The 19,314-nt window shown below is 36.2% G+C and carries 23 protein-coding genes and 5 pseudogenes; 20 read left to right on the top strand and 8 right to left on the bottom strand.

What is annotated here, in order from left to right; all coding sequences use genetic code 11:
• Positions 1-47 precede the first annotated feature (47 nt).
• Positions 48-1,232 carry a serine hydrolase domain-containing protein gene (locus JFU50_RS20665; RefSeq protein WP_201223884.1) on the top strand — a complete coding sequence of 395 codons (1,185 nt, stop codon included), beginning with the start codon at positions 48-50 and terminating at the stop codon, positions 1,230-1,232.
• Between the two features lie 644 nt (positions 1,233-1,876).
• Here JFU50_RS20665 and JFU50_RS20670 read toward each other — a convergent pair.
• Positions 1,877-3,112, bottom strand: coding sequence for an IS110 family transposase (locus JFU50_RS20670; protein WP_201223886.1), 1,236 nt, complete (start codon positions 3,110-3,112; stop codon positions 1,877-1,879).
• A gap of 389 nt (positions 3,113-3,501) precedes the next feature.
• Here JFU50_RS20670 and JFU50_RS20675 point away from each other — a divergent pair, with 389 nt between their 5' ends.
• Together JFU50_RS20675 and JFU50_RS20680 are read left to right on the top strand one after the other, a co-directional pair.
• Positions 3,502-3,954 (top strand): GNAT family N-acetyltransferase, encoded by a 453-nt coding sequence (locus JFU50_RS20675; RefSeq protein WP_201223888.1) that lies wholly within the window; start codon positions 3,502-3,504, stop codon positions 3,952-3,954.
• A gap of 111 nt (positions 3,955-4,065) precedes the next feature.
• The gene (locus JFU50_RS20680; RefSeq protein ID WP_201223890.1) at positions 4,066-4,938 is read left to right on the top strand and encodes an AraC family transcriptional regulator; all 873 of its coding nucleotides are present in this window, start codon (positions 4,066-4,068) and stop codon (positions 4,936-4,938) included.
• A 146-nt stretch (positions 4,939-5,084) separates the two neighbouring features.
• On the opposite strand, the gene JFU50_RS30855 is transcribed toward JFU50_RS20680, so the two are convergent.
• The 3 genes from JFU50_RS30855 to JFU50_RS30865 are packed head-to-tail and all read right to left on the bottom strand — an operon-like array spanning position 5,085 to position 6,314.
• A complete protein-coding gene (locus JFU50_RS30855) occupies positions 5,085-5,417 on the bottom strand; it encodes a hypothetical protein (RefSeq protein WP_231688430.1) in 333 nt (110 codons plus the stop codon).
• Positions 5,395-5,904 (bottom strand): transposase, encoded by a 510-nt coding sequence (locus tag JFU50_RS30860; protein WP_242489067.1) that lies wholly within the window; start codon positions 5,902-5,904, stop codon positions 5,395-5,397. The genes JFU50_RS30855 and JFU50_RS30860 overlap by 23 nt, the downstream gene beginning before the upstream one ends.
• Positions 5,901-6,314, bottom strand: coding sequence for an IS110 family transposase (locus JFU50_RS30865; RefSeq protein ID WP_242486028.1), 414 nt, complete (start codon positions 6,312-6,314; stop codon positions 5,901-5,903). The genes JFU50_RS30860 and JFU50_RS30865 overlap by 4 nt, the downstream gene beginning before the upstream one ends.
• 346 nt (positions 6,315-6,660) lie before the next feature.
• Here JFU50_RS30865 and JFU50_RS20690 point away from each other — a divergent pair.
• The 5 genes and pseudogenes from JFU50_RS20690 (at position 6,661) to JFU50_RS20710 (ending at position 10,010) form a co-directional block, all read left to right on the top strand.
• Positions 6,661-7,144, top strand: a pseudogene (locus tag JFU50_RS20690) (SRPBCC family protein).
• Between the two features lie 264 nt (positions 7,145-7,408).
• Complete coding sequence (locus JFU50_RS20695; protein WP_201223892.1) at positions 7,409-8,248, top strand: tyrosine-type recombinase/integrase; 840 nt, start codon at positions 7,409-7,411, stop codon at positions 8,246-8,248.
• 239 nt (positions 8,249-8,487) lie between these two features.
• Positions 8,488-8,862, top strand: coding sequence for a hypothetical protein (locus JFU50_RS20700; RefSeq protein ID WP_342366288.1), 375 nt, complete (start codon positions 8,488-8,490; stop codon positions 8,860-8,862).
• Positions 8,863-9,185: 323 nt separating this feature from the next.
• Positions 9,186-9,605, top strand: a complete 420-nt coding sequence (locus tag JFU50_RS20705; protein ID WP_201223894.1) for a hypothetical protein — start codon at positions 9,186-9,188, stop codon at positions 9,603-9,605.
• 132 nt (positions 9,606-9,737) lie between these two features.
• Complete coding sequence (locus JFU50_RS20710) at positions 9,738-10,010, top strand: hypothetical protein (protein WP_201223896.1); 273 nt, start codon at positions 9,738-9,740, stop codon at positions 10,008-10,010.
• Between the two features lie 533 nt (positions 10,011-10,543).
• Here the strand turns inward: JFU50_RS20710 and JFU50_RS20715 are convergent.
• Together JFU50_RS20715 and fmdA are read right to left on the bottom strand one after the other, a co-directional pair.
• Entirely contained in the window at positions 10,544-10,816 is a 273-nt protein-coding gene (locus tag JFU50_RS20715; RefSeq protein WP_201185515.1) for a zinc ribbon domain-containing protein, read from the bottom strand.
• 28 nt (positions 10,817-10,844) lie between these two features.
• A complete protein-coding gene (gene fmdA, locus JFU50_RS20720) occupies positions 10,845-12,023 on the bottom strand; it encodes a formamidase (protein WP_201185513.1) in 1,179 nt (392 codons plus the stop codon).
• A 252-nt stretch (positions 12,024-12,275) separates the two neighbouring features.
• Between fmdA and JFU50_RS20725 the strand changes: the two are divergent.
• A pseudogene (locus JFU50_RS20725) lies at positions 12,276-12,459 on the top strand (Tn3 family transposase); the annotation flags it as partial.
• On the opposite strand, the pseudogene JFU50_RS20730 reads toward JFU50_RS20725, so the two are convergent.
• Positions 12,455-12,576 (bottom strand): annotated as a pseudogene (locus JFU50_RS20730) (IS6 family transposase); the annotation flags it as partial. The pseudogenes JFU50_RS20725 and JFU50_RS20730 overlap by 5 nt on opposite strands.
• A gap of 165 nt (positions 12,577-12,741) precedes the next feature.
• Between JFU50_RS20730 and JFU50_RS20735 the strand changes: the two are divergent.
• From JFU50_RS20735 to JFU50_RS20770, 8 genes and pseudogenes are all read left to right on the top strand, one after another.
• A pseudogene (locus JFU50_RS20735) lies at positions 12,742-13,146 on the top strand (IS110 family transposase); the annotation flags it as partial.
• A gap of 632 nt (positions 13,147-13,778) precedes the next feature.
• Positions 13,779-14,579, top strand: a complete 801-nt coding sequence (locus JFU50_RS20740) for a nucleotidyltransferase domain-containing protein (protein ID WP_201223898.1) — start codon at positions 13,779-13,781, stop codon at positions 14,577-14,579.
• A 332-nt stretch (positions 14,580-14,911) separates the two neighbouring features.
• Entirely contained in the window at positions 14,912-15,418 is a 507-nt protein-coding gene (locus JFU50_RS20745) for a DinB family protein (RefSeq protein ID WP_201223900.1), read from the top strand.
• 249 nt (positions 15,419-15,667) lie between these two features.
• On the top strand, positions 15,668-16,102 hold the full coding sequence (locus tag JFU50_RS20750; protein WP_242486043.1) for a hypothetical protein: 435 nt from the start codon (positions 15,668-15,670) through the stop codon (positions 16,100-16,102).
• Between the two features lie 164 nt (positions 16,103-16,266).
• Positions 16,267-16,461, top strand: a pseudogene (locus tag JFU50_RS20755) (GNAT family N-acetyltransferase); the annotation flags it as partial.
• 8 nt (positions 16,462-16,469) lie between these two features.
• Positions 16,470-16,685, top strand: coding sequence for a hypothetical protein (locus JFU50_RS20760; protein ID WP_201223904.1), 216 nt, complete (start codon positions 16,470-16,472; stop codon positions 16,683-16,685).
• A 9-nt stretch (positions 16,686-16,694) separates the two neighbouring features.
• Entirely contained in the window at positions 16,695-16,994 is a 300-nt protein-coding gene (locus JFU50_RS20765) for a hypothetical protein (RefSeq protein WP_201223905.1), read from the top strand.
• A gap of 51 nt (positions 16,995-17,045) precedes the next feature.
• On the top strand, positions 17,046-17,399 hold the full coding sequence (locus JFU50_RS20770; RefSeq protein WP_201223907.1) for a hypothetical protein: 354 nt from the start codon (positions 17,046-17,048) through the stop codon (positions 17,397-17,399).
• Between the two features lie 494 nt (positions 17,400-17,893).
• Here the strand turns inward: JFU50_RS20770 and JFU50_RS20775 are convergent, their stop codons facing one another.
• A complete protein-coding gene (locus JFU50_RS20775; RefSeq protein WP_201223908.1) occupies positions 17,894-18,061 on the bottom strand; it encodes a hypothetical protein in 168 nt (55 codons plus the stop codon).
• Between the two features lie 148 nt (positions 18,062-18,209).
• On the opposite strand from JFU50_RS20775, the gene JFU50_RS20780 reads away from it, so the two are divergent.
• Genes JFU50_RS20780 through JFU50_RS20790 form a run of 3 tightly spaced genes read left to right on the top strand, consistent with a single transcriptional unit; the run spans position 18,210 to position 19,272 of the window.
• Positions 18,210-18,575, top strand: a complete 366-nt coding sequence (locus JFU50_RS20780) for a DUF2089 domain-containing protein (protein WP_018393054.1) — start codon at positions 18,210-18,212, stop codon at positions 18,573-18,575.
• 15 nt (positions 18,576-18,590) lie between these two features.
• Positions 18,591-18,980 carry an SHOCT-like domain-containing protein gene (locus tag JFU50_RS20785; RefSeq protein ID WP_201223912.1) on the top strand — a complete coding sequence of 130 codons (390 nt, stop codon included), beginning with the start codon at positions 18,591-18,593 and terminating at the stop codon, positions 18,978-18,980.
• Positions 18,981-18,990: 10 nt separating this feature from the next.
• The gene (locus JFU50_RS20790) at positions 18,991-19,272 is read left to right on the top strand and encodes a hypothetical protein (protein WP_201223914.1); all 282 of its coding nucleotides are present in this window, start codon (positions 18,991-18,993) and stop codon (positions 19,270-19,272) included.
• Positions 19,273-19,314 lie beyond the last annotated feature (42 nt).

Here is a 19,314-nt window from a genome sequence, read left to right on the forward strand (position 1 = left end):
AGGGGGTAAATCAGAACAACATTCTAAAATAATAGGAGCGATGCATTATGAAATCATTCACCATTCAAAAAGGAGTTGCACTTACTTTAACAGCTATATTGGCGGGTCCACTGGCTTTCCATGCTTATGGAACTGTCCACGCAAAAGATCAGACGGCAACCTATCAAGCTATCGATAAAGTTGGCAATAACGAGAAAGAAAAGAAAAGAAAGCATCGGGAAGAAGTCAAACGCGTCATGGATCAAGTAGTTACCACCAAAGGAGTCCCAAGTGTCATAGCTGGCGGGCTACAGGACGGGAAAAGCTGGTCTTACGCTACAGGTACAGCAAGTTACGAAGTACCACGCCCGGTGGAGTCCGATTTCTCATTCCGTATTGGAAGCATTTCGAAGACGTTCACCGCCTCCGTTGTATTGCAGTTGGCTGACGAGAAAAAATTGAATCTGGATGATTCGGTCGAAAAATGGCTGCCAGGGGTCATAAAAGGTAAAGGGTATGACGGCAATAAAATTACCATTCGTCAGTTATTGAATCATACAAGTGGGCTTGCTAGCTATACAGATTTGGATTTCCGAGATATTACTTTGCCTCAAAATCCGTACCGTTACTATTCCGTCGATGAGCTTATCGGCATGGGACTTTCAAAGCCGCCTGTATTTGCGCCAGGGAAGGGCTGGAACTATTCCAACATGAATACTGTACTAGCCGGTCAAATTATTCAGAAGGTAACAGGAGAAACGTATGCGGAGCAGATCAGGAAACGTTTCATCATACCTCTTGGGATGACAGGAACATTTGTGATGGGAAATAGTCACGAAATTCCGGGTAAGCATGCCACAGGATATAATATGGACAGATCGGGTCATTTGTATGATTTTACAGAAATGAATCAATCATGGGCAAATGCAGCCGGAGATATAGTCTCAACAACCATAGATTTGACTACCTTCTTCAGTGCGCTGTTGGGCGGGGAGCTTCTATCTCAAGAGATGATGGACCAGATGCACACAACAGTAGATGGACCTTTTGGTAAAGTCGGACTAGGAATTTATGAATTTAAAACAGCGGACGGGCAATCCTACTGGGGGCATGCCGGCGGTACTTTCGGATATGAATCGAGAGCCGTTGGATCTCTAGACGGGAAGCATATTTTGATAACGGCCATCAACGCGGTAGGCCCGGTAGTGTCGCCGGCTCACGATAAAATAATCAATAAGGAGTTTGGCCGTTAAGTTTAAAGCCGACATCGCTCCCTTTATTTGAGAGCGGTGTCGGTTTTCTTGCTGAGATTGCAGTCTCTTCATGTAAGGGGTACTGCCAACATTTCGGGAATTTTGTAAAGTAAGCAAATTTAACCTTAAAAAAAGCCGTTAAGGAATCAACCTTTTATTTTTCTTGTTGTTACAAACGTTAAGTTGAATGGTTCTCAAAAAAACAAATTATATGTTTTTATACAATTACCAATGAGTAAAAAGAATGTTCATTGTGAAAGTAGCTCTTACAAGGAACAGTCATTAAATTATCGTTGTTAATTTTTGATATCTATTAGATTTCATTAAGATACTTCATTCACTAACAGGTGCGTTCAAAAAAGACTGATCCATCTGATACAATTGTACGAAGTTTGATATTCCACAATCGGGCGCGATTCTAGAAGAAGTTTCGCTTTTCTTATAGAACTAACGGGTGCTTTAGCTGAAGATCGGAGCTGTCTTTAAGGCGACTTTTTCTTTATGCAACTAAACCAGCTAATAGTTTGTCAACATTTATCAATAAAAACTAAAAATATTTCATGCTATACTAAAAATATGCATACCAAATAGCCCCCTACGAACAGCGTTTGGAAAGTTTTGTGATATTTAGTTGCACTTTCAAACTAGTCTAGATCTTGGAAAGTCGAGTTGTTTTGTAATAGTGCATAAATCCATTGTAGAAGCTTATTAGCACATGCTATAACAGCTACTTTATAGGGCTTTCCTTCTTTCCGTTTCTTATCATAGAACTCACGTAATCTCTTATTACGAGGGATGACTTCATCAGTCGTTTTCTTTTTGCGACAATCACGAATGGCACATCGAACAGCCATATATAGGGCATGCCGTAATCTACTCGAACCTCTTTTGGTTATTTTGTTTACGGATCCCTTGAATCTACCAGATTCAAAGATACTAGGATCAATTCCTGCAAATGCTACGAGTTTTTTAGGGTGATTAAACCGATCAATCTCACCAATTTCAGAAATAATCGTTGCCGCGATTTTTTCACCGATACCAGGGATTGATTGGATTATCTTATATTCTTCAATTTCTTTAGCCAAAGCACCTATCTCTTCATCCAACTTTGATAGGTGCTTTTGGTATTCCATAAGCATTTTGATATACATTTCTAAGCTCATTATGTGACTTTGATACAGTGTTGTCTGAAAGGGATTTTTAGCTGCTGCAGCTATAAGTTTCTTTGCCTTTGTATTTGCCCACTTTCTTGAACGACTTGTACATAATTCATCGATTTTATTACCTAATGCTTCTTCATCGACTACCAAAACATCTTTAGATGTAGGAAATTCTAATAAGGTTAGTAAAGAGACAACTGAATATAAGTCCCCAAAAACCCCATGATACTCAGGGAAAGCCTGATCAAGAACTGCTTGAAATTGAAGTTTCGTTTGTACATATATACCCGTTACATTTTCGTGTTGTCTTGTAAGATTACGAAGGTTTAAGAGTTGAATTCCTCGTTTTTTATTTGGTTCCAAATCTTCTTTATAATACAGCTCGCAGAGATGGTAAGCATCAATCACATCTGTCTTTACTTTTCGTAGAGATGAGCTCTTTGCTCGATAGGAGACAAGTGGGTTAATGATAATTAGTAAATAACCTCTTTCCTCGAAATACTGAACAACTGGAGTATGATAATGCCCAGTAGACTCTAAAACGACCGGAGGTCGAATTCCTGCTAAGTTTTCTATCTCTCTAAGATATTGGTGTAAGCTCTCTAGCCCTTCAATGGTATGTGCTACTTTAAAACTTCTTTTATAAGGCTTCTTCTTATCCAAGAATGCTTGAACCTGACTTTCACCTTTAGCTACATCCAGACCAACTACTGGATTCATTTTTTATCTCCTCCAAAAACATAATATTTGCCGGTAACCCCTAATCCTTCTTGCAGTATCATAGCTTCGCTTGTTATACGAGATCTTGGTTCCAACCAGCCAAATCATGTTTAAGCAAGTAGGGGGCGAACTGTTTAGTTGACGGGATCTTAAGCCCCACGGGCAGGTACGTTCTACCCCGGATACCGTTATCATATATCGATATAAAAATTGTTCAACCAGAAATAACTGGCTGACCTTTATAATACGAAGGGGCAGGATAGTTCAACAAGGGGATAGATTGTTAAAGAAGATGGTAAATGAACTTAATCGAGCAAGTTAATTTAATAGATTAAAATCGGTTGTTTGATATAATTACAGAAAATTAAAAAAGTTCAGGGGGATGTAAAATGAATATTAAAGGATTTTCGATCTCTACTAATAAACAGTATTTAGATGTAGAGTTAATACATAATTTTTTGAATCAAGAAGCTTACTGGTCAAAGGGGATACCAAAGGAAACAGTAATAAGGTCAATTGAAAATACGTCATTATGTTTTGGGGTTTATAAAGGTGAAATAGGAAATGAAGGTATTGAACAAGTTGGTTTTGCAAGGGTAATAACAGATTTAGCAACATTTGCGTACCTTAGCGATGTGTTTATATTACCAGACTATCGTAAATTGGGATTATCAAAATGGTTAATGGATGTTATCACCAACCATTCCGAACTACAAGAGGTTCGTAGGTTTATGTTAGCTACTAATGATGCACATGCATTATATAAAAAATACGGTTTTAATCAGATTGATAATCCAGAACGGTTTATGCAAAAAGTCCGTAAATCCCCATATCAACAATAAGACTATTTTAACAACAGGTGCGAAAGGGATTAGACCCTACATAATCGTGCACAGAATGTCGGATGATTCGTTTCAACTCCTGCTATTCTATTGATATAAGGAGGTCATTGAATGGGTTTGCTCAAAAATATGAATGATGCCATTAAATTCATTGAAGAAAATCTTACGAACGAAATCGACTTTAAAGAAGTTGCAAGGCTAGCTTATTGCTCGGAATATCATTTTAAAAGGATGTTTTCGTTCCTTGCAGGTATTTCACTATCCGAGTATATCCGCCGAAGACGACTTACGCTTGCAGCGTTTGAGCTTAAAGATAACAACATAAAGGTCATTGATATAGCGATAAAGTACGGATACAGCTCACCAGATTCTTTTGCAAGAGCGTTTCAACATTTGCATGGCATCACACCATCAGAAGCGAGAAGTAATGGCCATTCACTTAAAGCCTATCCACCGATGTCCTTCCAATTATCCATTAAAGGAGGCAGTGAAATGAACTATCGAATTGAAGAAAAAGAGGCATTTCACATAATTGGAATTAAAAAAAGAGTTCCAATCATTTTTAACGGGGTTAATCCAGAGATCGCATCTATGTGGGAAAGATTAGACGAGAAAACGATAAATGAACTTAAAAGCCTATCGAATGTCGAGCCATTAGGACTGCTTAGTGCATCTGCGAACTTTTCCGAAGGAAGGTTGGACGAAAAAGGGGAGCTTGATCATTATATCGGCGCAGCAACAACGAGGGAGTGTCCAGATAACTTAACACAGCTTGAAGTTGATGCATCTACATGGGCGGTATTCGAAGCAGTCGGCCCCTTTCCTGAAACACTGCAAAATGTATGGGGTCGTATTTATTCTGAATGGTTCCCATCCTCTAACTATGAACAAATAGAAGGGCCGGAAATCCTTTGGAATGAAAATAAAGATGTAACTTCACCAACATTTAGAAGTGAAATATGGATCCCCGTTATGAAAAAGTAAGGATGGGCGAAGGATTTATCCGAAGAGCTGTCTTAAGGCAGCTTTTTTGTATGAAAACACTTTAGTGAAAGGCCATACTTAAATAAGCCCACCATATTCTAATTTTTTTGAAGGACGTAAATGTACTATGTCGTTATTTTAACTGGTTATGCAGTTTGTTGTTCAGATGGATCGATTGTATAGCCTTTCTTTTTTAGGTATTCGATCATTTTTAATTCTTTGTTATTTTGTTTTTCTTCAAGATAATTTGAGCCTAGTTCTTGATAGGGTTCCCCTGTTTTTAAGATGTTGTAAGCAATCGTTAGTAGTAAATGAGCAGAAGCGATTCGTCCCTTCATTTTTCCCTGCCGTTTGGTAATCCTTTTTCGATGTGAAGCAATTCGATTATTTTGTCTTGATGTCGCTAGTACACATTCTACAGCCATCGTTTTCAAAGCTTTGTTACCTTGTGTGGTTTTACTCGTTTTTTTTACCAGCACTTTCGTAATTTCCAGGACTCACACCAGCCCAAGAGGCAAGATGTTTAGCTGACTTAAATACGGACATATCCACGCCCATCTCTGCAATAAAAGTAGTCGCGGCGGCTTTGTTCACACCAGGTATTCCATCCAATAATTCTACTTCCTTACGATAGGGGGACAGGAGTTGATCGATTTGTTTTTCCAATTCTTCTATGGCTTTTTCTAAATAACTCATATGCTCCCAATGGTAACGCAACATATCACGATGATGACGGCGAATACGTCCATTAATTGCACTGGCAATGTCCGTAATACTAGCTTTTGTTCGCCAATCCACCATTTTTCGAAGACCATCGGTCTCTATTTTTTCACCGTTTAGAATCGCTTCAAGGATACGGCGTCCCGATACACCAAAAATGTCTGATAGTACGGATGTTAGCTTGATATTAGCATCTTGAAGAATTTTGTGAATGCGATTCTGCTCGGATGTGCGATGATGAATCAATTTTTTCGATAACGAGTAAGATCCCGTAAATCACGAATATCCTCCGGTGGAACAAAATTGCTTTCAATAAGTCCGCATCTTAGAAGCTTGGCAAGCCATTCGGCATCTTTCACATCAGTTTTACGCCCTGGAACATTTTTGACATGCCTGGCATTGGCAAGAACAAGGTGAAAAGAATCTTCGAGAATATTCCATATTGGTTTCCAGTAGACTCCGGTACTTTCCATCACAACATCGGATACCTGAAGGGTAGTTAACCAATCACTTAAAGCCAAGAGTCCCGTTGTTGTAGTTGAAAACGTTTCAATAGAGGTTTTTGGCTTTTTATCTAATGGACCAAATAATACACAGGCTACTACTGTTTCTTGGTGTACATCTAGGCCAGCACACCGTTCAATCATTGCTTCCATAGGAGAATCACCTCAATAAAAGATTAACAATACATATGACAGGAGATTTGTTACAAAAATTTTTGTATACGTACTTGTAGTACACTAAATGGTTCTTCAATACTGTCACAACCAGTTTCTTATACAGGGTATCTTCCTTAAGATCCACCAAAAAAAGTTCAGCCTGGTTGTATTGTTATCATCCATTATTGTCAAGGGTTTAATGGGTTAGACTTTATTTTGGGTAAAGAGCAGGTTTTCGTGGTAGATGGTGGCGGCGAGGAGCGCCGCCATAGGAGTTTCTTATGGAACAAACAGGGCAGGATAATGGAATAAGGGTTAGGTGAAATTTGCTATAACAGCTATAATGTTGGTTAGAAAGTGCTTATATAAGGAGAATGAAAAATGCCTGTTATTGAGTATCAACAAAGCACCAGTTGAAATATGTTTTGACCTTGAGGAGCGTGGATATCCACACCAAAACGACAGCGAAAACAAAGGAAATTGCTGTTGAAGGTGAGACAGAGGGGCTATTAGAGGAGGGAGATACTGTAACTTAGGAAGCCATTCCCTTTGGTATTAAACAAAGGCTGAAAGCCCAAGTGACATTAATGGAAAAACCAAATAAGTTTGTAGATATTATGGTGAAGGGAGCCTTCCATTCTTTTGTTCACACACATCAGTTTATAGAAGAACCAGGCGGAACTATAATGATAGATAAATTTCAATATAAGTCACCGTTCGGTCCGATTGGAGTTTTAGCTGATAAGTTGTTTTTGGAGAAGTACATGAGAGCATTTATCGCTTCTCGTGCAAAGGCACTGAAAAAGATTGCCGAGAATATGCTCTAACCTTGTTTAACAACAGGGTGTTGTTGTTGCCTTTTTTTGTTCCAGAAGAGTGGACTTTTATTATAAAAATGCTTTTAAATTATACAAAAACGACTTGATGGATTAGGAGTAATGGTTGATTAATAGCTGTACTCGTTTTAAAATTACCAGTTCTTAATGAACTAACGGTGCTATTGTTTAATGAAAAATCTACTAATCTAGTATAATAGTTCTTCTTTTGTCTATACTGTCTATTAATATGGTATAGAGTGGAGAGAAACAGGTATGATCTTAACTGATGTATGGGGTTTATATAAGGCAGATAAGCAAATCCAAGGTTATTCTCCACAAACATTAAAGGCCTATTACGTCCAATTTAACTTGTTGGTGAATAGTTTTGGAAATATATCCATTCAAGAACTTTCAACTAATTCTCTTAAAGTTTATCTGGGAAAAGCAGCTGAAAAGCTTAAGCCATCCAGTCTGGGTCACAGAATTCGATTTATTAAATCTTTATTTAGATGGGCTCAGGATGAAAATTTAATTAATGGAAATCCTGCTTCCAAAATCAAGGAACCAAAATTAGAATTAAGGGTTCCAAAATACTTGTTTGAAGAGGAAATTGAACATTTGCGGGAAGCTTGTCATACAACATTCGAAAATGCTTTATTTGAGTTTATGTATTCAACAGGATGCAGAATTGGTGAAGCAATAACTCTAGATAGGGCCTCAATCAATTTCTCTAATCAATCAGCAATCGTATTAGGTAAAGGACATAAAGAACGAGAAGTATATTTCAATACTCGTTGTGAAATATGGTTGAAGCGATATTTAAATGAACGAAAAGATCATGAGGAAGCACTATTTGTGACAACACGTGCACCCCATCGAATGAGTATTTCTCAAGCGAGAAACATTATAAAACTGGTAGCAAAGAGAACGGACATTAAAAAGAGCATTCATCCCCACCAGCTTAGACATAGTTACGCCACAAATTTATTGAATAATGGAGCGCCTCTAGAAGTGATTCAAAATTTAATGGGTCATGAAAAAAGTGAAACCGCAAAAATTTATGCATATCTAAGTGGTGCAATGCGGAGAGACTTGTATAGAAAGTATTTTTAAGGGACCAAGGGTCCTTTTTATTTTGTTCTTAATAAACTATCGGGGCAGGTTAGTTCAACAAACGTAGTGACTAGAACTGTTAAAACGATGAAGATGACGCAACCAAAAGATGTTTGAATCTAAGAAGCTATAGTCATTTTTAATCATTTAAATAATCAGTTTATTCTGATATTATAAAAGGGATAAAGATTGGAGGAGGAAATAACATAAAAAGCTTATTTTCAATCTTAAGTACCTTTGTGTTAGTTCTGGTAGGTGGAATGGTATTAGGTACTTCTTCTGCTCAAGCAAGTGTTCCTCAGTATTCTTTTCAAACAGAAGATGGAAAATGGGATGGTGAAATTGGAAATCCTAACAAAGGTAGTGACTTAGAGGTAGAACTAGTTTCCCCAATCTATTTAAAGACTTCTTCTGGAAGTAAGTTATTGACTAATTATAGTAACGTATGGTCTCGTCTCTGCAATGCTAGTACTGGAAAGTGCACAGGCTATCATAGCTTAGCAGGTGGAAAGACATTATTCACAGGTATGAAAATAGGTAAATTTTATGTTGATGTGAAAGATGGATACTCTTCTGGCAAAGTATATGGAAAACTACAAATTGTTTTCAAATAACTTGTATTACTTGCTACCCACTCTTAATGGGTAGCTTTTTATATGAAAAGTTTCTAAAAAAAAATTAATATCTAAATATTTTTGTATAATTTATTAAAATTGAGCTTTACTACTGCCCTTTTTTCCAGAAAAGAAGTGAAGTTAACTGAATTGACTAGTACGTTCACAAACGCTACACGAGCCATAATACAACAAGATACAGTAAATGGTGTTTGTGTAGACATGAAATAAAGTTTGATACTTTGTTAATGAACTAACGGGGCAGTTTAGTTGAAGAAGCATGGTAAAATTTATTTAAAGAAAATGGTACGGAAGCGGCTAAAATGGCTAAGTTAAAATTATTAAAAAGTATAGGACATAACACTGTTCATAGCTTTTTAAGTTTAATGAATTATCGAGATAACGGATATGTTATTGAACATTTATATAATATCGCTAAAGAGAAAAATATGGATAGTATTGTTATAGATATTTTAGGAAGTAGTATTAAACCTAAAGTTTTTGAAATCCCTGTCATAGAGCAGTCTTTAAATGATTTAGGGAAGGATTTCGAACGTCATTTAAAATGTGAAAATATTCCGATAGATAATATTTGTTCTGCAACAGCAAGCATAGTTTTTAATTTAGAAAACCCACATATTAGTGCTTCAGGTGGTGAATTAGAAAAATATGATTGTCTTGTAGAAATTATAGATAAAAATAAGAAATCACATGAAATTACCGTTAAAGAATGGTGGCGGTAGTTCAACGGGTGCGTTAGTTGAAGATCGGAGCTGTCTTAAGGCGACTTTTTCTTTATGCAACTAACGGGGCAGTTTAGTTCATTACAGTTTATAATACAAGTAGACTTTGATTTAGATTGAGGAGATAAAATAATGCGTTCTTTTTTGAGAAAAGAATTTTGGGATGACAGAAATAAACCTATTCTGTTTATACAGTGGGTATTGATAATCTTTGCAATAATATTATATTTCCAAACTTATGACAGAATAGATTATATTTACTCTGGAATTTTAAGATTAATTGCAGGAATAATCATCCTTCTAACAGGAATTGAAAACTACATTGTTAAAAAAAGAGATTATATATTTTGGTTCATCCTAACGATAATGTTTTGTGGAAGGGGAATAGACATATTAATGAACTAACAGGTGCGTTAGTTCTACAAGGATCACTAAAAATAATCAAACTATTTTATAAAAATTGTTTACTAAATCACTAGAAAAGAATCCATTTTGATCAATCTTTATTTCAAAGTTACAGTTGATTCTTTTTTCAACAGATGCTTTAGCACTATAAGAGAAATAAAAGTCATTTCCTAACGTACAGGAAACGGCCTTTTTTTGCTGGGATTTGCTTAGCATACAAAATCCGAAATGTTGGCGCTACCCCTTCTATACGCCTTTTTCTATGACAAAAAACGACAAAACAAATGAAAAGTAACAGTAATAATATACGTGCAGAATAGCACTTAAAATAAGTGCAAATTATCACCTAAGTAACAAACATTCATTTCAACGGGAATTTGAGCGTGTTCAGAAAAGGACGACTTTCTGAACAGATAGCGGTAAAATCTTAGATGCTACCCTTTACCCCATTGAATAAAAACAAAAAGCACGAAAAGGAATTTGATCTTCCTTTTTGTGCTTTTTTTAGTGTTTATAGAAGAAATCGTCTTTGCTTACTGCCCTACTTGCCATGGACGACTGACTTGTGGTTTCCGTTTTCTTTGTTTTGGCCCTAATTCTTCTTTTGTCATTCTACGAGGCTCCATCCCTCGTTCAACACGGGTACGTATTTCCTTCGAATAAGAAAACAAATTGGGTGGTTGGTAGACACGGGAAGCCCCCTGCTGGCAGTCCGGACATTGCGCTGTTCCTTTATAGCCTGCCATTGACTTAAAGAATAGTGTGAACTCACCGCAATGACTGCAGTTAAAGGTGTAACTAGGCAAGGAAAGTCCCCCTTCATCCATCTATTTATTACTTCGGATCAATATTTTTATCAAATATTTGGGTCGGGATGGCCACCGTACAACACGCATTCGGGATATCGACGATTCCATTTATCCGGCCTTCAATAGGCGCTGTACCTAATAGCATATAAGCCTGCTCCCCTGTATAACCGAGTGTTTTCAAATATTCAATCGCATTCAGGCAAGCCCGGCGGTAAGCAATATGCGCATCCAAATAATGTTGTTTTCCTGTAAACTCATCTACTGAAATGCCTTCGAACACTAAATAATCGGAATAATTCGGTTCAACCGGACCAGGTTTGAAGACAGGATTGTCTTTAATTTTATATTTCTCCATACCGCCCTTGATCACGTCGACACGAAGATCAATCCATCCCGCCATTTCAATTCCACCACAAAATGTGATTTCGCCATCCCCTTGTGAAAAATGAAGGTCACCTACCGAAAGTTTTGCCCCATCCACAAACACTGGGAAGAAGATTCTTGAACCTTTTGATAAATTTTTGATGTCACAGTTTCCTCCATTTTCCCTTGGAGGAACAGTTCTCGCTCCCTCTTTGACCACCCGGTCAAATTCTGCTCCTTTTAACGTGCCGAGCACTGCATGCTCTGCTTGAGGAGAAGTTGCTAGTTCAGGTACGCGGTCAGGATCTGTCATCTTCAATTCATTTTCACGTTTGTTCCACTCTTGCAGAAGCTCCATTGAAGGCGCCACCCCAATTAACCCCGGATGGATGAGCCCGGCAAACTTAACACCCGGCACATGCCTTGAAGTCGTATAAATTCCTTCAAAGTCCCAGATAGATTTCGCTGCTTTCGGATAATGTTCCGTTAAAAAACTTCCGCCATTTTCCTTCGCAAAAATCCCATTAAAACCCCATTCAGACTCGGCAAACGCACCGATATCCAAAATATCAACAACTAATAAATCTCCCGGTTCCACTCCATTTACATAAACCGGTCCGCTTAGCACATGAACTCGCGGCAAAATAACATCCCTAATGTCGCTAGGATCGTCATTGTTGCTAATTTGTCCATCCGTCCAATCTTTACACTCCATGCGGAAAGATTGGCCCAGCTCCACCGAAAAAGCAGCGGGAATATCCGGATGCCAGCGATTATGCCCCGGGTGTGCCTGTTGCTCCATTGGCTTACTGAGATCAAGTTTAAACAAAGTTTTAGGCATGTTACTCCTCCTTCAATCTATTGATCTATGAAGTTAGTCTATGTATACGTTTTCATATTAACCATTTTAACAAAAATAGTCAAATTATTCATATTTTAACAGAGGGATACGACGCCCCCCCCGACGAGCGTAATCTTGATGACACGCCCGACTAAAAGCCGCATTGTCTACTCGCAAACGGTCGGCAGGGGAACGCGGCTGTTTCCAGGAAGACTGAATGGCGGTAAAATCAACGGATCCTACCTTTACCCCTATAACAAATTCAATTTGCCAAAGTATTGGGGAACGCGAAACGGCGCATCCCATCGATGGTGCAAAATGGGATTTGTATGAGCAAAATCTATTTTCTGAAAATCATATTTTCTATGGGGGCTATGGAGGGATTGGTTATTACGGTTCTAGTACTAGTAGATTCTTAGCGGAATCGTATTTTATGCTATAAGTCCAAACACTTGGTCAATGAATTCTTTCTGATTTTGGACAGACTGATTCCGTAAATCAATCTGTCCCTTTTTATTATATGCATGGCTTCAACACCACTCAATATAGGGGTCCAACCGTCAAAACGCACTTATTATACGCTAAGACAGATATTGTAAGATGATTCACTAAAAACGGTTTAAACTCTTCATTTTAGTAATTTGATTTTGGTATAGCTTTTAGATAGGGGTTATTAACCCGAATTACTGACCGTATTATTGCTTTAAAAAGTAACCGAAAACGGTCGTTGGCTATTAAAGGGATCAGTGAAATCTCTTTAGCTGGAATTTTAGGGGAAGCTGGAGATTTAAGTGGATTCGCCCACGGTAATTCTCTACTTCGTCATGCAGGGTTACATCTTTCCGAGGCGAGCTCTGGTAAATGGAAAGGTCAGATTATCATTTCTAAACGTGGGAGATCCAGACTGCGGCGTTTCTTATACCTAGCGACGATGTGCCTTGTCATGAATAACCCTGAGTTTAAAGCGTTGCAAGCTAATAATGTTAAGGTGAAAAAAATAAAGAAAATGAAATCAATTATAAAATTGGTTGGTAAACTGGCTCGAGTATTTGTAGGCATAGCCAAACGAAATGAATCTTATTCCCCACAAAAATTACAACCTTTTTCAGCTCTAGCAGCCTAGTTTTTATTGAATAAATCATGCTTTACAGGTTCTCGAAGGGAACCTCACTTGAAAATAATTAATACTTTATTTTCAGCTTATCTTTTGTCGAATGTTTTCTTATTCGTAGGATTTCAAAGATGCACGGAGTACCAGATTTCTTGAACAGAAGGGCACCGACCCATTAGGTTAGCATAACTGGCCTCCACCCCTTGGATAGGCATGACGAAGGAATGAGAGGGCATATTTTTCGATGACCCGTTTAGACATGGGAGGGAAAGCCTCGATTATGTGCATTATATGGTAGAATATGGAGTTTCCTATTACTCCTTTATTTAACTATGCCTCCATGAAACCAAAATGATCTGAGCTCATTGCTTTTAACCGTTAATGTATTTTCAAGGGTTATGAAATCCTGCGAATAAGTGAGCATTCGAGAGATATAGCTATCATACTGAGGGAGTTCAAGAGTGCTATTTGACCTTTTTTTAACAATTGGGCCATATTCTTGAATAAGGGTAATGCAATTTTTTAAACTCCTCATTTTTGTTTTAAGGGTAGCAATTTACCAATATAAAAATGGTTTACATCCCATAAATACCCTATAATTGGGGCAATACGAAAAATAAAAAATAGATGGGAAGAAATCCAAAATGAATACTATTAATGACATGATTATGAAGATTTCGTCTGTATTTTCTCAGTTAGAAGAAGTGGAAGGTGTTGTACTCTCTGGCTCTCTTTCAACAAATACCCAAGATGAACATTCTGATATAGATTTGTATATTTATAGTGATCAAGAAATCCCTACCAGCACTCGCAAAAAATTGTTAGAACCGTTTTCGGATTATATGGAGATTAATAACCAGTATTGGGAAACAGAAGATGATGGAACGCTAAATGAACCCAATATTGGTATAGAAATTATATATAGAAATTATGCTTGGATTGAAAACGAACTTATGAAAACGGTAGTGAATTTCCAGGCTCAGGTCGGTTACACTACATGCTTTTGGAGTAATTATTTAAATTCCAAAATACTATATGATCAAAATGGTCAATTAAAGAAACTACAGGATAAAATTAACGTAGCCTTTCCAAAAGAATTAAAAGAAAATATCCTTAACAAAAATTACCCTTTATTACGAGACAGTGTTACATCCTACTATTGTCAAATCGAGAAAGCTCTAAAAAGAAAAGACTACATAAGTGTCAATCATAGGGTTGCTGCGTTACTTGCAAGTTACTTTGATATCTTATTTGCGATTAACGAGTTGCCACACCCTGGAGAAAAGAAGTTAATTAAGATCGCACAAAAAACATGCAAATATCTCCCAGACAAGATGGAAGAAAACATAATCATGATTCTTAGCAACAATACCATAACACTATTAAGTGATATAAATGATCTGGTTGACAATTTAGATGATTTGTTAAAAAGTAATAACTTATAACCTTATCCAGCTGAAGTTCCAGTCCATAAATAATCAATACAAAGAAAACAACCTGGCTGTTAAAACCGAGAAACGATTGAGTTTAAAGCCAGCTAATAGAAGCTTCATAGTTATTCCATTATCGGGCGCGATTCTTTAAGAATCGCTTTTCTTATAGAACTAACGGGTGCGTTAGTGCCATAAGATGGCCGCCAATTGGCGGCATTTTTAAAGTATGATTCTTTCTATAGTCGAATATAGATGTAGGAAGCAAACTGAACAAAAGAAAAAAATTAAATATTCCTGGTAGTACTAATAATTTCCTCAATTTTAAAACAGAGAGGAGTATGATAATGGAAAATAACCGAGTAAAGAAAATGTACGATTACCATGTTTGGGCTAACCAACAAGTGTTCCAGCACTTGAAGCAACTACCTGATAAGGTTTATAACGAGACTGTTAAAAGTGTTTTCTCATCTATTTCAAATGTTCTGATGCATCTTTATGCAACAGATATTACCTGGTTGGAGACGATGAAAGGAAGCAGCTTCCATGATACTGTAAGAGAAGTTGAGCGTCGAAAGTCAATAGTATCGGGAGTGTCGATAGATGAACTCGAAGCGTTCTATGATAGTCTTTCAGAGGAATTTCACAGTTTTTTTGCAGAGCAAAAGAATCTAGAACAAATCCTCATTACTGAGCACCCTCAATATGGGCGTATGGAGTTCATACTTGCCGACCTCATTCACCATGTAGTAAATCATGGAACCTACCATCGCGGAAATGTGACGGCGATGCTTCATCAACAAGGTGAACAAGGAATACCAACGGATTTTGTATTTTTTCTCTTTAAAATATAACTTTTTGTGTTCTCGCCAGTAAAAAGCACTTCGATGGAAGAAAGATCACAGAAATGATAAAACTTTTTTATAAAGCTTCAAATCTTCTTTTACTATTGGTAATTTACTTCAATAAAGGAGTTGCTTTGGCGACTCTTTTTCTTATGGCACTAAAGGGGCAGATTAGTTGAATAACAATTGAGCTATTACACCTCAAAAACTGGACTATTTTTCTTAAAATTAGGAAAGATAACTTCTGAGGTGAGTTTTATGAAAATGCTATATAAATTGATTATTACCATTCCGATGTTGTTTTTTTGTTCAATTCAAGGATACGCACAACCTAAAGAATGTCCTGTGTTAAGTGAATTAGAGAAAACATCGATTAAGGATAAAAAAGAGGTAATAAAAGCGTTAAATACTTTAATACCAAAAACTTATGGAACTGGAATAGATGATTTTCCTGACATATATACTAAGTGGGATGTAGTAACTGCCAAACCTTTTCCCGAAACAGTTGGCAATAAAGATGAAGAAGACTATTTTGGAATGGCAAAGACCTTTTGTGGCAAAGAAATTGCTGAAAAATCATGGCCTGTACGTTTAGATTTCCCCAAAGCACCTGGAGCTAGCTTAGGCCAAGGTCAAATATTTTTAGCTAAAAGTAAGGAAAAAGGATGGTTTGTTTGGTTTCAATACCATTAAACTGCTATTCCTTAAAGAACTAACAGGTGCTTTACTTCAATAAGTGAGTTGCTTTGGCAGCTCTTTTTTTATGGAACTATCGGGTCAGTTTAGTTGAACAAGGATGTTCTATGTTCGTAACCGAATATTGATATATATGAGAAAGATTGAAAGGGGAAACTAATATGATAATCAGAGAGGCAACGTTGGCTGATGCTGAAGGTATAGCAAAAGTACACGTTGATAGTTGGAAAACTACATATGCGAATATCATTCCAGACGAATACTTAAATAATTTGATTTATGAAGGACGAGAGCAATTATGGAAAGAGAACATTACTAATAGCGATGTATTTGTAGCAGAAAACGAGGAAGGAAAAAGTCCTATGTGACTGTTACAATGTATGATAATCAAATGAGAGCCCAATCAAATTATACGGCCTCTTATATTCGAATGAATGCTGCACATGAGATTGGTCATTCTATTAAAATGGCACATGTAGCGAAAGCCTATAATTCTGTTATGCCACAAGGGTGGAGAACAATACCTTCAAGTCTAACAAGCTATGATTCAGGTGAAGTCACTAAAAAATGGCCATTTTAGGGGAAACTTATGAAAAAGATATTATTGAGTACAGTATTAATAGGGATATTATTTTCTAGTGCATGTTCAAATGAAGCAAAAGAATTTGGTGAAAAAACAGATGAGACCGAAACAATTAGTGTAGGTGCAAATTACTTAGAATATGATGAAGAATCAAGTTTATTCAAAGAAACTGAACTTGTTGTTATTGCAGAAGTGAATTCAGATTTTGAAGAGAGAGAACATTTTGTTACGTATTTTCAATCAGAAACAGCTCAAGAAATAAACGAAATTGAAGATTATTACACAAAAGCACCAATTACAATTTAAAAAGTTTTAAAAACACCAGAAGGTTCTAATCTTGGAGAAAATAGTGAGTTAATGATTATTGAACTTATTTCTTTAATTGATCGTATTCTAACAACAGAACATTATAAAGAATTGGAAAAAGATAATACTTATGTTCTTTATTTAAACAAAAACACATATGGTGAATATAGTGTGATTAATATGAATAATGGACGTTTCAACCTAGATAAAGAAGAGGAATTTAAAGAAGAGGTTGAAAAAGAAGTAGCAGAGAAAGCGGTAACAACTGCTAAAATAGGAGCGCAATCACATGAACATTTAGATAAGCATACTGATGTAGAAAAAGTAGAAATTCACGATACTATGAAAGATGATGTTCTAAAAAAATTCGCAAAAGAAATTGAAGAAGTACAAGAAAATAAATAAGGGTCCTCGTGTTTCTTATTGGAATCTATACAACTAAAGATAAAAATTTGATTATGTACCAATAGGCTTTGCTCTATTGAGATTGTGAAGTTTCCTACTTAAACTAACGGGTGCTTTACTTCAATAAGGGAGGTTGCTGAAGCAACCTTTTTGTTATGCAACTAAAGGGGCAGGATAGTTGAATAAGAAAAAATTGCAATGTATAACAATATAAAGTTCTTCTTAGTGTAAAAAGACAATAAAGTTATTTAATTTAAAAAATCTAAAACAAGCATAACCCCGTTCTAAATTTAGGACGGGGTTAAAATATAGTTGTTTAATTTTCGATATAAGATACTTCACTGTACTTAAAAATATAACAATAAAGTCGTTTAAAAATCTAAGTTTTATTCAACATTAGCACCATATTCTGGAATAACCAAAATGTAGACTAAGTCCTCAAACCACTGCATAATCTGAGATTAATCAACCCGTAAGCTTAATAATTTTCAAGTTTAAATCATTAAATAATACATCAATGCTAACGACTGCTGAATCATCATCAGTTGGAATATTAATATCAAATATCCATGGATTATTATCAGCATCTCAAAGACTAAGTAATCGTGCTCATTATGTAACTGGGTATTTTCACCAAGATGAATGTCTACAATTTCAAACATTATGGTAAATAATGAAAATGGATAATTAATAATATTAAATAATAAATTAATATTATTGATTTTTTGGATTAAAAAATTTAAATTTTATTATTTATATTTTTAATTACTTGTTATATAATCGAATCAACTAAAAGGAAGGAATTTCATTATGGCTTATAAAGTAATCACAAATTGTCCTGTCTGCAGTAAAACATTGAAAATTACAAAGTTGCAGTGCTCTCATTGTCACACTACGATTGAAAATGAGTTTGAATTATCTAAGCTGGCATCCTTATCAAAGGATCAGCTTCATTTTGTGGAAGTATTTTTAACATGCAGAGGGAATATCAAAGAAGTTGAAAAGGAACTGGGGATTTCGTATCCAACGGTTCGAGGCAAGCTAACAGACATCATTTCATCCCTTGGATATGTGCAGAAGAAGAAAAATGAAGTAGACGAGAAAAAAGTTGTCACCATGTTGGAAAATGGCGAAATCACACCAGAAGAAGCCATTAAGCTCTTAAAAGAGGAATAGGGAGGTATTTATCATATGAAAGAGGAAATTACAAGAGTGTTAACAATGGTTCAAGAAGGGAAGATTGATGCAGATAAGGGATCAGAACTGATCCAGGTATTAAAAGAGAAAGAAGAAACAGGTAATAAGCTTTTTGAAAAACCGACTAAATTTTTAGATAAAAAATTAAAAATTCGTGTTGTATCAGCCGAAAATGATAACGTCACGGTCAATTTGCCTATAAAACTTGTCAAGGTAGTATTAATGGCTGGACACAGCATCGCGACGAGTATTCCTCAATCGGAAAAATACATTAAAGATATAGACATAAGCCTTATTATTGAAGCAATCGAAAACGAATTAGATGGCCAAATTGTTGATATTAAATCGGCAAACGGGGATACCGTTTCGGTCATCATTGATTAGTGATTTGCTTATGATGCATGTAAAAGTGAAAGCAAAAGACGTTCGGTTTACCATCCCAATTCCATATGCTATTTTAAACATTGTTATTTCAATTTTGTCTTCAAAATTTTTTCAGCAAAATGCAAACAAATGGACAAAAGACCACTTCGAAAGAAAAAAACTGGACTTTACCTTTCCACTAATAGACAAAAAAACGCTAAAGCCTATCGTCAAGGAACTGAAAAATTATAAGGGGATCGTGCTAGTAGATGTCAAAGCTAAGGACGGTACTGAGGTTAAGGTTAGACTATAATTTATTATAGAATACACCGACCACTGACTGGCATTTTGAAGA

Source organism: Peribacillus sp. TH14, from assembly GCF_016651145.1.
In the GTDB taxonomy this organism is placed as follows: Bacteria; Bacillota; Bacilli; order Bacillales; family DSM-1321; genus Peribacillus; species Peribacillus butanolivorans.

What these genes read in the sequence shown, in the direction of transcription:
- fmdA (WP_201185513.1), bottom strand. Translation starts at nt 12,023, where the DNA reads ATGCCTAAAACTTTGTTTAAACTTGATCTCAGTAAGCCAATGGAGCAA.
- JFU50_RS20785 (WP_201223912.1), top strand. Translation starts at nt 18,591, where the DNA reads ATGAAAGAGGAAATTACAAGAGTGTTAACAATGGTTCAAGAAGGGAAG.
- JFU50_RS20710 (WP_201223896.1), top strand. Translation starts at nt 9,738, where the DNA reads ATGCGTTCTTTTTTGAGAAAAGAATTTTGGGATGACAGAAATAAACCT.
- JFU50_RS20665 (WP_201223884.1), top strand. Translation starts at nt 48, where the DNA reads ATGAAATCATTCACCATTCAAAAAGGAGTTGCACTTACTTTAACAGCT.
- JFU50_RS20675 (WP_201223888.1), top strand. Translation starts at nt 3,502, where the DNA reads ATGAATATTAAAGGATTTTCGATCTCTACTAATAAACAGTATTTAGAT.
- JFU50_RS20695 (WP_201223892.1), top strand. Translation starts at nt 7,409, where the DNA reads ATGATCTTAACTGATGTATGGGGTTTATATAAGGCAGATAAGCAAATC.
- JFU50_RS20745 (WP_201223900.1), top strand. Translation starts at nt 14,912, where the DNA reads ATGGAAAATAACCGAGTAAAGAAAATGTACGATTACCATGTTTGGGCT.
- JFU50_RS20705 (WP_201223894.1), top strand. Translation starts at nt 9,186, where the DNA reads ATGGCTAAGTTAAAATTATTAAAAAGTATAGGACATAACACTGTTCAT.
- JFU50_RS20775 (WP_201223908.1), bottom strand. Translation starts at nt 18,061, where the DNA reads ATGTTTGAAATTGTAGACATTCATCTTGGTGAAAATACCCAGTTACAT.
- JFU50_RS20750 (WP_242486043.1), top strand. Translation starts at nt 15,668, where the DNA reads ATGAAAATGCTATATAAATTGATTATTACCATTCCGATGTTGTTTTTT.
- JFU50_RS20770 (WP_201223907.1), top strand. Translation starts at nt 17,046, where the DNA reads ATGATTATTGAACTTATTTCTTTAATTGATCGTATTCTAACAACAGAA.
- JFU50_RS20780 (WP_018393054.1), top strand. Translation starts at nt 18,210, where the DNA reads ATGGCTTATAAAGTAATCACAAATTGTCCTGTCTGCAGTAAAACATTG.
- JFU50_RS20765 (WP_201223905.1), top strand. Translation starts at nt 16,695, where the DNA reads ATGAAAAAGATATTATTGAGTACAGTATTAATAGGGATATTATTTTCT.
- JFU50_RS20740 (WP_201223898.1), top strand. Translation starts at nt 13,779, where the DNA reads ATGAATACTATTAATGACATGATTATGAAGATTTCGTCTGTATTTTCT.
- JFU50_RS20680 (WP_201223890.1), top strand. Translation starts at nt 4,066, where the DNA reads ATGGGTTTGCTCAAAAATATGAATGATGCCATTAAATTCATTGAAGAA.
- JFU50_RS20790 (WP_201223914.1), top strand. Translation starts at nt 18,991, where the DNA reads ATGATGCATGTAAAAGTGAAAGCAAAAGACGTTCGGTTTACCATCCCA.
- JFU50_RS20670 (WP_201223886.1), bottom strand. Translation starts at nt 3,112, where the DNA reads ATGAATCCAGTAGTTGGTCTGGATGTAGCTAAAGGTGAAAGTCAGGTT.
- JFU50_RS30865 (WP_242486028.1), bottom strand. Translation starts at nt 6,314, where the DNA reads ATGGAAGCAATGATTGAACGGTGTGCTGGCCTAGATGTACACCAAGAA.